At 32.5% G+C, this 12,372-nt stretch carries 8 protein-coding genes and 5 pseudogenes; 9 read left to right on the top strand and 4 right to left on the bottom strand.

The window, feature by feature from the left end; translation table 11 throughout:
- Positions 1 to 205 precede the first annotated feature (205 nt).
- From IGI96_RS19220 to IGI96_RS19210, 3 genes and pseudogenes are all read left to right on the top strand, one after another.
- A pseudogene (locus IGI96_RS19220) lies at positions 206 to 490 on the top strand (abortive infection system toxin AbiGii family protein); the annotation flags it as partial.
- A 537-nt stretch (positions 491 to 1,027) separates the two neighbouring features.
- A pseudogene (locus IGI96_RS19215) lies at positions 1,028 to 2,759 on the top strand (peptide cleavage/export ABC transporter); the annotation flags it as partial.
- 56 nt (positions 2,760 to 2,815) lie between these two features.
- A complete protein-coding gene (locus IGI96_RS19210; protein ID WP_438785648.1) occupies positions 2,816 to 3,022 on the top strand; it encodes a Blp family class II bacteriocin in 207 nt (68 codons plus the stop codon).
- Between the two features lie 51 nt (positions 3,023 to 3,073).
- Here the strand turns inward: IGI96_RS19210 and IGI96_RS19205 are convergent, their stop codons facing one another.
- Positions 3,074 to 3,205, bottom strand: a complete 132-nt coding sequence (locus tag IGI96_RS19205) for a hypothetical protein (protein ID WP_438785647.1) — start codon at positions 3,203 to 3,205, stop codon at positions 3,074 to 3,076.
- Between the two features lie 811 nt (positions 3,206 to 4,016).
- On the opposite strand from IGI96_RS19205, the gene IGI96_RS19200 reads away from it, so the two are divergent.
- The 5 genes and pseudogenes from IGI96_RS19200 (at position 4,017) to IGI96_RS19180 (ending at position 7,881) form a co-directional block, all read left to right on the top strand.
- Positions 4,017 to 5,507, top strand: a complete 1,491-nt coding sequence (locus IGI96_RS19200) for a peptidoglycan DD-metalloendopeptidase family protein (protein ID WP_438785646.1) — start codon at positions 4,017 to 4,019, stop codon at positions 5,505 to 5,507.
- A 244-nt stretch (positions 5,508 to 5,751) separates the two neighbouring features.
- Positions 5,752 to 6,051, top strand: a pseudogene (gene tnpA, locus IGI96_RS19195) (IS200/IS605 family transposase); the annotation flags it as partial.
- Positions 6,040 to 6,330: a Txe/YoeB family addiction module toxin gene (locus IGI96_RS19190; protein WP_438785678.1), complete on the top strand. Its 291-nt coding sequence runs from the start codon at positions 6,040 to 6,042 to the stop codon at positions 6,328 to 6,330. The pseudogene tnpA and the gene IGI96_RS19190, both read left to right, overlap by 12 nt.
- A gap of 75 nt (positions 6,331 to 6,405) precedes the next feature.
- A pseudogene (locus IGI96_RS19185) lies at positions 6,406 to 6,615 on the top strand (hypothetical protein).
- 54 nt (positions 6,616 to 6,669) lie between these two features.
- Positions 6,670 to 7,881: pseudogene (locus IGI96_RS19180) on the top strand (IS3 family transposase).
- A 205-nt stretch (positions 7,882 to 8,086) separates the two neighbouring features.
- Here IGI96_RS19180 and IGI96_RS19175 read toward each other — a convergent pair.
- From IGI96_RS19175 to IGI96_RS19165, 3 genes are read right to left on the bottom strand one after another with little or no spacing between them, the layout of a single operon-like run.
- Complete coding sequence (locus IGI96_RS19175; RefSeq protein ID WP_438785494.1) at positions 8,087 to 8,560, bottom strand: PTS sugar transporter subunit IIA; 474 nt, start codon at positions 8,558 to 8,560, stop codon at positions 8,087 to 8,089.
- A gap of 12 nt (positions 8,561 to 8,572) precedes the next feature.
- Positions 8,573 to 10,075, bottom strand: a complete 1,503-nt coding sequence (locus tag IGI96_RS19170; RefSeq protein ID WP_438785645.1) for a PTS transporter subunit EIIC — start codon at positions 10,073 to 10,075, stop codon at positions 8,573 to 8,575.
- A gap of 15 nt (positions 10,076 to 10,090) precedes the next feature.
- Complete coding sequence (locus IGI96_RS19165; protein ID WP_438785644.1) at positions 10,091 to 10,780, bottom strand: N-acetylmannosamine-6-phosphate 2-epimerase; 690 nt, start codon at positions 10,778 to 10,780, stop codon at positions 10,091 to 10,093.
- Between the two features lie 160 nt (positions 10,781 to 10,940).
- On the opposite strand from IGI96_RS19165, the gene IGI96_RS19160 reads away from it, so the two are divergent.
- Positions 10,941 to 11,759, top strand: a complete 819-nt coding sequence (locus IGI96_RS19160; RefSeq protein WP_438785643.1) for a MurR/RpiR family transcriptional regulator — start codon at positions 10,941 to 10,943, stop codon at positions 11,757 to 11,759.
- Positions 11,760 to 12,372: the final 613 nt, after the last annotated feature.

The following is a 12,372-nucleotide window of genomic DNA, read 5'->3' as shown; positions in this document are numbered from 1 at the left end:
ATACTAGTTTATGAGTATATTGAAGGAGATTGGTAATAATGAGTTTTAAAGCTGCTTTTAGAAAAAAATTGAATCTATTGAATGTTGGCACTGAGTCTTGGCAAAAATATATAAATGCTCAAGCTCCACAAGGAACTCATTATCAATTTAATGGTAAATCGTACTATTTTTTGACATCTAATGAGACGCTTCACTTAAATTAAAAGTAAAGGTTTGTATTCCTGAGGATTTAAAAGAAATCAAAATTCGTAATTCAAAAGAACTTACAGAATTGCTATGCAGAACACAGAGAGCAGTTGAAGTCCCTGAAATTTTATATGATGGTAGTCCAGTTAAAATTGAACAAATAAGAAAAAGTTTTGATTCAAAAATTAAAAGTGAAGAAGGGAAATTCTTTATCAGTCCTGAACCATTTGAAATACCAATAAAAATTAATAATGAGATATACAATTTTGAAATTAAACAAGTACCTTTTCCTAGCTTGGAATAAGTGCGGTTTGAATCTAGTGAAGATGGAATGATCTTTATTAAGATTGCTTATAATGAAAAGACCTATCGAATGGACTTTTCTTTGACATACAACTAAAAAAGCAAAAAATATATCAGAAATCTATTATAAAAAAAGCTTCCTGAATATATTTCTAAAGGAAATATAAAATTTTTTTATAAGGATAGTAAGATATTAAATGAAAGGATAGTGTTTTTATTGCTTAACATAGTAATTTTATTGAATTTTTTAAGTTTTATTTATATTGCTGTAGGGGCAGATATTAGTTATCCTACTTCTTTGACTAAAAAATTGTATATAACTTTTTTTATTAGTTTTATTTTATCAATTTTTATTAATGTAATATCATACAGTAGGCCGATTACAGATTATACTTCAAACGTTTTAGAAGTTATATGTATTTCCTGCATTGCTTTCTTATTTTATAATTTGAAGAAAGATAATATTTTAAACAATCGATCCAACCTAATGTTCCTTCTTTTTTTTCAACACAAGTTATTATAATTATTAATCAATTATATGGTTGGATTGTTGTATGGAAAAAATAATTTTCCAAAAGATGAAAAGGATTGTGACGTTGCGTGTATGGCCATGATTTTAAAACATTATAAAACTGAAATTCCTATTCATAAGCTTAGAGAATTGTCTGAAACTGATTTGGAAGGTACCTCTGCTTTTGGATTAAAACATGTATTTGAACAAATTGGCTTTGAATCTCCCGCACTCAAAGCTGAAAAAGATGTATGGAAAGAAAAAGAATTGCCACTGCCATTGATTGCGCATATTATGGTTGAAAAAAATATATGCATTATGTGGTTGTGTACAAGGTACAAGATGAGGAATTGTTGATTATGGATCCAGATCTAATGAAAGGAAAAATCAAAAAAACAATTGAAGAGTTTTCGGAAGAGTGGACAGGTATTTTGCTTTTTCCTACACCTAAAGAATCTTATACACCTTGCAAGGAAAGAGTAGCGGGATTAAGCTCTTTTTTTTCTATTATTTGGCGACAAAAAGGACGGGTACTTCATATTGTTTTATCTTCTCTTTTTATTACATTTTTAGGAATCGGAAGTTCTTACTATTTTCAAGGGATTTTAGAATATTTTATTCTAAATCAAGCGAAATCTACGTTGAATACTATTTCTGTTGGACTGATTGTGACCCATGTTTTTAGCGTGTTGTTCGAATATAGTCGCAGTTATCTTTTGGTCATTCTAGGTCAGCGTATGAGTATGATGGTTATGCTTCAATATTTTAAACATGTATTAACATTGCCTATGAACTTTTTTTCAACTCGAAAATCCGGTGAAATCATTTCCCGTTTTTTGGATATCAATATCTATTTTTTTAGACATCGGTATGGTTCTTCTTGTTGGAATTATGTTGGCTGTGCAAAACGGTACTTTATTCTTGATTACTTTATCTTCTTTGCCTTTTTATATTATCGTAATTACAGCTTTTGTTAATAGTTATGACAAAGCTAATCAAGAAGAGATGGTTGCTGGAGCTACGTTAGATTCAAGTATAATTGAAAGTCTGAAAGGTATCGAAACGATTAAGGCGTATAGTGGTGAAGAAAAAGTATATGATCGTGTTGATCGTGAATTCATTAAACTAATGAAAAAATCTTTTCGCACTGTAACCCTTGATAACATCCAACAAGCAATAAAATAAGCCATTCAACTAATTAGCAGTGCTCTTATTCTGTGGAAAGGTAGAATTAGTTTGGGACAACTTATTACTTATAATGCTTTACTAGTGTTTTTCACGGATCCGTTGCAAAATATAATAATTTTACAAGTGAAAATGCAAGCTGCACAAGTAGCTAACAGACACTTAAATGAAATTTTTGCAATTACATCTGAACAATTAGGAACCACTGTAGAACGAGATATTTCAAATCAAGTTTTTAATAACGATATTAGTATTGACAACATTACCTTCTCTTATAATATGAAAGCTCCAACTCTAAAAAATATAACAGGTACTATTCGAAGTAAAAGTAAGGCAGCCCTAGTTGGTGTTAGTGGGTCAGGAAAGTCTACCTTAGCTAAATTACTGGTCAATTTTTATACGCCTTCGGAAGGGGCTATTAGATATGGAAAAATTAGTCATGTCGACATTCCATTTCAGCAGTTACGTGATCATGTAACCTATGTTCCTCAAGAATTCTTTTTTTAGTGGGACAATTATTGAAAATTTAGCAATTGGTTTACAGACAACACCTAGTTTTGAAAGAATTAAAGAAGAATCTGTTGATGTGTTATATATGGAATATAAATCTATTTGAAGGGGAGTTTTATCATGAAAGAATTTAAAAAACTAAACGAACAAGAAATGAAACAATTAATTGGAGGATACAGCTCAAAAGATTGTCTAAAAGACATCGGTAAAGGAATAGGGACAATAGCTGGGAATGGATTAGTTGCTATCCCAGGAGTATTTGTTGGAACATATTTTGGAGTAATTGGTGGTTGTGCTGCATGTATTGGTGAACTATTAGGGAATTAAGAGGGACTATTAATGAAAAAAGAAATACTATACTAAGGAGAAATGTTAAAATTAATTGGCGGAAAAATTGGCTAGTGAAGCGTCGGTGATTCCTGTGTTGGCGGTTTTATAATTGGTGGGGCTCTTGGTGGAGGTTGTCTGATGGTAGCCATAGGAAGTAGTTGGGATCAATGGTAAAAGCATTGATTTTCTCTGCTTTAATCTCTTTAATTGTCTTAGGTAACTATCTAAAAAAGAAAGATTTGCCTTCGAAAAAGAAATTGATTGTAACAATTGTCACAGCAATCTTTCTGATTATCTATGATTTTTTCTGGGACATTTTCACTTGATAGATAATGTCATTTATGTTTTGAGGACAGAATAAATAAATTCATTTGCATTATGGTTTTATCTTGAGACATTCTGTGATGCAGATTTTTATTATATTTAGTTAATAATTCAAATTAATGGGAAAAATTTAGAGATAATATGAAGTAACCTCTCCTAGATTGTCAAGTCAAGTAGTTAAACACATAATAATTTCTGGAAACAAAATTATTAATAGGTTATTACCCCATAACAATAAGAAAGTCAACGTGGAAAATATAATCTATATCGGAATGGACAGCATAAGGAAATGTTTAAAAATATAGGAAAGTAACTTCCGAAAATCTTTGAGAATGGAGCGAGAAAAATAATAAAAAAGATACTACTGTTAGCAATGAAGTATTGAAAAATTCTTTGTCGTTTATTAAAATTGAGATAATATATCATAATCAAACCAATTAAAATAGTGAAGTACTTTTCTTGGGATATTTGTCTGAGGTGACGAACATATATAGTAAGGGTGGGAGAAAGAAACTCGAAAAATAAATAATTGAAAAAAAGATTAAAAATTTTTTAAATGCAAGATTTTTTTAATATAAAATTTATACTATCTCTTGTAAGTCTATTTTTAAAGTAAATCCTACATAGCAATTATAATATCTTAAGCTAAAATATTGGAGGAAATGTAGTGAAAAAAACAAGTAAATTATTATCTGCTCTTCTTTTATTAGGTCAAGTTGTTGGCTATACTCCTGCTGTCTTCGCAGATGAAAACCAACCAACTGTAACAACAAAACAATCAACGACCTTAAATACAGAAAATTCTACAATTGTGGAAGAAACAACAGCTGATTCTTCAGTTGTTGTACAATTTGATCAACAACGGGGTGAATCAACAGATCAACCAACTGATTCTACAACAGACAGTTTACAACCAATGGATCCGAAACTAGAGACAAGCACTCCTGATACGACAGATTCTAGTCAACCAGAAAATAATACACAAGAACCAACCAAGCCTTCTGAAACGGAAACTGCGGAACACCCAACAACGAAACCTAGTGAAACGGGCAATCAAGGGGTGTTACACTCAACGAAGCCGACGGAAGTAATTCCATCACAACAAGTTAAGGCGCAACATTTGACAACAGAACAACAGAATCAACCAGAAGTACAAACACAGAAAACCATGGAGGAAGAGTCAAAAGCGCATCATCAAGCACCGACAGCACCGATTCAAGAATTAGTGCCTTTTAGCAAACAAGATAGCGAAGTAAACATTCACTTTGAAAAAGATGAATCAGTAGAAAGCTTTATTCGTAAGATTGGGGAATCTGCTCGTAAAATTGGACAAGAAAAGGATTTGTATGCTTCTGTTATGATTGCACAAGCGATTTTAGAATCGGCAAGTGGTCAGAGTCAGTTAGCTAAAGCACCGAATTATAATTTGTTTGGCATTAAAGGCACACACAAAGGAAAAGGCGTCTCTTTTTCGACACAAGAAGATTTAGGAGATGGTACGCTTTACACTACTCAAGCAACTTTTCGGCGGTATGAGAACTATGAAGATAGCTTAAATGACTATGCGCAACTGTTGAAAGAGGGCTTAACAGGAAATAGTCATTTCTACGAAGGTGTTTGGAAAACGAATGCGAAAACCTATCAAGAAGCAACAAAATTTTTGACTGGACGCTATGCGACCGATACTAGCTACTATAAAAAATTGAATAGTTTAATCGAAACCTATGATCTAACTACGTATGACAAAGAAGTAACAGGGCCACAATTAAGTAAAGAAGGGTATATTGCACCAGTCAAAAACTATACGATTTCTAGTGTGTTTGGTATTCGTGGTGACGAATTTCACCGTGGAATTGATTTAGCAGCTGCACAAGGCGAACCGATTGTTGCAAGTAAAGCAGGGACTGTCATTAAAGCAGAGTTTCATCCGTCTTGGGGGAATTATGTAGCCATTGAGCATGAAGATGGTATAACAGCGTTATATGCCCACCAACAAGAATATCAAGTCAACGTTGGTGACAAAGTAGAACAAGGTCAAATCATTGGCTATGTTGGCTCAACAGGAAATAGTACGGGTCCACATTTGCATTTTGAACTTTGTTTAGACAATACACTCTCTCAATCACAATTGTTTGATCCAGAAACAGTCTTATTCTAAGGAATAAGGTTCTTTGTCAATAAGGACTGATGAGTTGTGCAAAATCAAATCTGGGTCAGAATGAACCACATTCTGGCTCAGATTTTTTTGTTATTGACTTTAGTCAATTTTGTTCGCGTAGCGTACGAAACAAAAAAACCGCGCGTTTCTACGCGTGGACGAAATAGCTTTAGCGATAAAAAACTCCTTTTGATATATTAATAGTGGCTACCAACCGCATATCAGATCGAAAGGAGTTTTTTTTATGTCTAACGACGATAAAAGTTTAGCACATACCAGATGGAATTGTAAGGTTCACATAGTCTTCCCCCCAAAGTATCGACGAAAAGTGATTTATGGAAAGTTAAGAGTAAGTATTGGTCAGATAGTAAGAAAATTGTGTGAGATGAAAGCTGTTGAAATTATTGAAGCCCATGCCATGCCTGACCATATTCAACTGTTAGTAAGAATACCGCCAAAGATTCGTATTTCATGTTTTATGGGCTACTTAAAAGAACGAAATGCAACCTTAATCCATGAAAAACATGCGAATTTGAAATATAAAAATGTAAAGATTAAAAAGAATGATCGCAAAGATTTGCCTAAATTGAAGAGTGTCAATCTAACTAGTAAATTTGATGAACTGATCAACATTATAAAGGAAAATCCTTTTCAGACACTGCCACCATGTGAACAATTAACTGAATTACCTTACTATTCAAGACGTCTAAATATCAAACACAGACTGGTTTACATTGTGGAGGAAGAGAGTAAAATGATCACGATTCTCTCTCTGTTTGGTCATACTATGAACGTAGACTATAATATGATAAACTATTTCTAAATCTGCTTAGCTTAGACTTGCGTTGTGCGTTATTGAAGTTTCACGCAACACTATTTTTTTGATGGGGAACTGAGTATGGATGAAAAAAATGTATTTAAGAAACGCTGGCAACTAGCTCCAAGTGAGTAAAGAGCGAGATACAATAATCTGTTGTCCTCCCATTCTATGATCGATTGGACTTATAAGGAAAAGAAGTACTTACTTTGGTTGTGTCAGCTTGATATAGATACCTTTGAAGTAATTTTGAATAAAATTACAAATAGTAATGACAAAAGAGTGAATTGAATCGGTCATCAAAAGTTAGACCAAAAACTCTAACTTTTGATGGTCGCTATTTGTATGGCAAAATATCATTTTGAATTAAAACTAAAAATCGTTAAAGAATATTTTAGTGGTGTGGGTGGATATCAGCATCTTGCCAACAGCAAACAAATCTCAAGTAAGTAGTTGGGTGAATGCCTATCGAGAAGTTGCCAGCGCTTTAGAAATGAACAACCCTGCGCTTATAATTGGATGCGTAATTTCAGAGAAACAGGTATTGAGGGGCTCTCAAAAGAGAAAGGGCGACCACTTATTTTGACTAGAGAAAAGAAAATAGAACAGCTGAAGAACAAAATCGTATCAAGGCATTAGAAAAGCAAGTCCAATACCTTAAAAGTGAGAATGCCTTTTTAAAAGAGTTGAGGAAGCTGCGAAAACAGGACGCCCAGAAAAGACGCAATAGACATCCTTCGAGGATCATTCAAACTAGTTGAGCTTCTTGAAACATTGAAATTTCCTAAAGCAACCTATATGTATTGGCAGAAACGGTTTGACAGATCAAATCCAGACCAAGAAATTGAAGAAAAAATGCTTGAAATTCGCAAAGAGCATAAAGACTATGGCTGTCTTCGACTAAAAAAAGAATTAGAGAATCAAGGGATTCATGTCAATAAAAAGAAGATTCAACGTCTGATAAAAAACTAGGTATCGAAGTAAAGACTTACACTCGAAAATCTCGACGGTACAATTCTTATCGTGGAAAGGTTGGTACTGTCATCCAAAAATTACAACTGATACCACAGAGTTTAAGTATTATGAAGTAGGTACCACAGGTATCATTCGTCAGAAAAAACTGTATTTAGATCTTTCTATAGATCTCTACAATAGTGAAATTCTATCTTATCGGATTTCTGAAAAACCAAACGCATAGCCATAATGGAAGGATTAGAAGAAGCAATCCAGATAACAAATGATTGCCCTTTTCGTAGAACCTTCCATTCAGATCAAGGATGGGCCTATCAAATGAATGCGTATAAAAATAAATCGAAGCAGCATAAAATCTTCCAGAGTATGTCTCGTAAAGGGAATTGTTTAGATAACTCACCTATGGAAAACTTCTTTGGTTTATTAAAGCAAGAGATTTTTCATGGGGAAGTTTATCGGAGTTTAGATGAATTGTAAATAAAAATTGACCAATATATCTAGTATTACAACCATAAACGCATCAAAAAGAAATTAAATTGGCGAAGTCCGGTTCAGTTTCGAGAAGCTGTAAAAACAGCTGTCTAACAGTTAATTTTATCGTACAAAAAAGGAGTGAATTTCTCCACTCCATACAAGTTTAACTTTTTTTGGTCATTACGGTAAACTGTTGTTTTATTTCCCATAAAATTTTCTCATATTTTCTGTATAAGAAATAGTTAACCATGTATTTTGAACCAATACTCATCTTGTTTACATAGATAACCAGTTAGTATCAGAAAGCGAATAGATTTTAAGAATAAAATTCCCCACAAGACTGATTATTTTCTATCAATTCATTTTTTATATTTAAGTTGTTGATTTGAGTTTCTTCTGTAAAAACTACAATAACAGAAGGATCTTTTTTTGCCCTCACTATTTGCTCAAAATCAACTTCAGCAATTAAATCTCCATTTTTTACTGTATCGTTCTCTTTAACAAAAATTGAAAAAGGTTCTCCGTTTAGTTTAACTGTATCAATTCCAATATGAATCAAATAATTTATCCCAGATTCCGTTTTCAAACTAATTGCATGTTTCGTTGGAAATATTGAAACTACTTGACCAGTAAATGGAGCAGTAATTTTTTTATTATTAGGTATAATGGCAAATCCATCTCCTAATAACTTTTGTGAAAATACAGGATCTTTTACTTCTGTAATGGGAATAACTTGCCCTGAACATGGAGCATAAATTACCTCTTTTTTCTTTTTTAAAAATTGAAACATCCAAAATACCTCCTAATTATCTTGTTCTAATATTTGATTAATTTCTTGGCTAAATAAATCTGCTTTTCCACCAAAAACTGCTTGAATACCTCCATTAACCTCAAAAACAGCTGTTGCACCAAGATTTTTTATTTTTTGTTTTTGTATAATTTGGCGATCCAAAACAGCTACTCGCAGACGAGTTGCACAAGCTTCAACAGATTCGATATTATTTTTTCCCCCCAGTGCTTCAATAATTACCATGGCTTCTTCGTGCAGTGAAGTGTTTTTATTTTTTATTTTTTCAGAAGAAACCTCTGTATCCTCTAACATGCCAGGAATAGCTACTTTATATTTTTTAATAAAAAATGTAAAAACAAAGAAATATATAAGTGCCCACACAATACCGAAAGGTATTAATTTCATCCAATTAGTTTTATCATTTCCTTGAAGAACCCCAAATAATAGGAAATCAATTAACCCGCCAGAGAAAGAATTTCCTACACGAATATTTAATATGTCAGCAAAATAAAAAGATAATCCATCCAGAAATGCATGAATTACATATAACCAAGGAGCAACAAATAAAAACATATACTCAATAGGTTCAGTGATTCCAGTTAAAAATGATGTAAGGGCACCGCTAAAATAAAGACCACCATTCTTTTTACGATTTTTCTTAGGAATTACACGGTACATTGCATAACAAGCTGCAGGTAAACCAAACATCATTGTGGCAAATCTTCCTGCAAAAAATCTAGTACCATAAGTAAATAAACCAGTATGATTTGAATCAGCTAGTTGAGCAAAAAAGATATTTTGTGCACCAGAGATTGTTTCTCCAGCCACCATTTCTGTGCCACCCAATGATGTATACCAAAATAAAGGATAGATTGTGTGATGTAAGCCCACAGCACCAGTTAATCGAAGTAAAAATCCATATAGAAAGGTTCCTAAGCTACCCATTTGCGCAATTTGTTCACCAGCAACTACTAAACCGTTTTGGATTGGTGGCCAAATCAAATAAAAGAAAGCACCAATAATAATTGCAACTAAACTGGATACGATTGGAATAAATCTTGATCCTCCGAAAAATCCTAAGAATTGTGGCAATTCTATTTTTCTATATCGATTGTGTAAAAATGCCACTATTCCTCCAATAACAATTGAACCAACTACTCCTGTATCAAGGGTTGCATCTTTTGCTGAAAAAAGTTCTAGAAATCCACTTATAGTTGCAGTATATACTAGATAAGCTACTCCTCCAGCTAAACCTGCTGTTCCCTTATCTCCATTTGAAAGTCCTACAGCAATCCCAATTGCGAAAATTAGTGCTAAATTTGCAAAAACTGCATTTCCAGCGTAACTCATAATGCTCAAAATCGTATGCAACCAAGCTTGATTTAAGATTGGATAAGTATTTATAGCACTCTCATTTGTCAATGCTCCTCCGAGACCAAGTAGCAATCCAGCCACGGGTAGTATAGCAATTGGCAACATAAACGCACGACCTAATTGTGAAAACTTTTTAAACATTTTTTCTTCTCCTAACTAATTTAGTGTTTTAATAAATCTTGAAGCAATTTCTTGTGGACGAGTAATTGCCCCACCCACAACAATGCCTGAAACCCCTAATTTCTTTATTTCTTTTGCTTGTTCTGGAGTATGGATTCTCCCCTCGGCGATTACACAAATATTCTCGTTGACTAACTTTTTAATCAAATCTATATCTGGACCTTCTTGTTGCTTGCTTTCTTCAGTATAGCCGCTTAAAGTCGTTCCTATAAAATCAATTCCTGCTGCATAAGCATTTTTTCCTTCTTCAAAAGTAGAAATATCTGCCATAAATAATTGTTGAGGATATTTTTCTTTTATTTTGGTAATAAAAGTATTGATAGTCAAACCATCATGTCGTTTTCGGAGAGTGCAATCAAGAGCTATTACTTCAACACCAGTTTTTACTAACTCATCAACTTCCCTCATGGTTGGAGTAATAAATGGAGATTCTGGCGGGTAATCTCTTTTAATAATTCCAATCATTGGTAACGAGATACATTTTTTTATTTCTAGAATATCTCGAACAGAATTTGCACGTATTCCAACCGCCCCAGCTCTTTGAGCTGCTAAAGCAAAATAAGGCATTAAACTCCCTTCTTTTTTATAAAATGGTTCGCCAGGTAATGCCTGACATGAAACAATCAAACCATTTGAAATACTATCTAAAAACTCTTTTTTATTCATTATCCTAAACACTCCGAATTTATATTTTTTTTGGAGAATAACTCTAAAGATAATATAGCGTTCGATTTTAAAAATGTAAAGATAAAAATGGAGTTTTTGGGAGTTTTTTTTAGAATAAATGGTGTATAATGGAGAAAAGTTCAATTGTAGAGGGGTTTATATGAAGTACACTTATTTAATTAGAGAAAATTATCCGTTTTTAACGAGATCTGAAAAAAAAGTTGCTGATTATGTTTTAAATTCTGGAAATACCATTATTTATAGTACAATGAGTGATATTAAAAAAAATATAAAAGTTGGTGATGCAACTATTATTCGTTTTTGTCAAAAAATTGGTTTTTCTGGCTTTTCTGATTTAAAAATTGAAATTGCGAAGGAAGACTTTAGCCAAAAAAAAGAACAACCAACTAGTAAAAAATATTATGACGAAATTGCTAATAATTTAACTGAAGCTCTTTATTCGACTATTCGATTATTGGACGAGGAAAAATTGGATATAGCCGTTAAAATGATTACTCAATTAAAAAATATATATTTATTTGGTGTTGGGGCTAGTGGAAATACGATTCTTGATTTAGAAAGTATGTTTCTACGAGTAGGGGTTCAAGCAAAAGCTGTATTAGACCCTCATTTTCAAGCTCAAGTTGCTTCTTTATTGACTGTTGATGATTTAGTAATCGTTTTTTCTTTGTCTGGAAAAACAAAAGATACTTTTGATTCCCTAAAAATAGCTAAGAAAAATGGCGCAAAAATTATTGCAGTCACTAATTATATTCATTCACCTATAGGAAAATCTGCTGATTTAGTTTTACAAACCGCCATAGAAGAATTTTTGAATGGTGGATCTTTGGCAGGAAAAATCTCTCAACTTTATATTTGTGATTTGCTGGTACATGGCTATGAACAAAATAACAATATTGATTCTGTTGGATTAAGAGAAAAAGTTTTGCGTTCTATTATTGACAAAAGTATTGATTGAATAGCGATAGACTGAAGCAATTGGTGATCTACTTGTTGATAAATTATTAAGAATTTAATCATTCAAAATTTAACTATGATTGCTGATCAAGCACGTACCGAATCAAAACGACACCAAGAGATTATAAAATCTAACTTAAAGAACGTTCTAAGTTATATAGTGCTAATGAAAAAAGTTCTCATCATTATTTTGTTGATAAAAACATTGTTGAGAATTAAAAAAATGGAGTTGTTATTTCTCAGATTGTAAAGATTACAATGTTACGAGACAAACCATATAGAGAGTAAAAAGCCATCCGTTTTCACGGATGGCTTTTTACTTGCTTTTCCTGCTGTTTCTCTAAATTGTATCGGTAAATTTGGGTTCCTTTTCATGCGCTCGTGGTGGTAGTAATGAATGTAGCATCAGTTCAATAAATTATAGAGCCTTTTTTGTAAATTAATGTCATATTATTTTGATTTTTATTATTGATACACTCTCCTATTTATATACTCCGTTTTCAATGAATGCTTCTTTGTTTAAGGGAATATTAGCGATAAAAAAGTCCTGTCAAAGTTTTTATTGGTGCTATATGTAATTTTTTACATTATTTTTTATTAAGAGAACGAAGTGC

Source organism: Enterococcus sp. DIV0421 (genome assembly GCF_051713745.1).
In the GTDB taxonomy this organism is placed as follows: domain Bacteria; phylum Bacillota; class Bacilli; order Lactobacillales; family Enterococcaceae; genus Enterococcus_D; species Enterococcus_D casseliflavus.
This window is presented reverse-complemented; position numbering and strand designations above follow the sequence as displayed.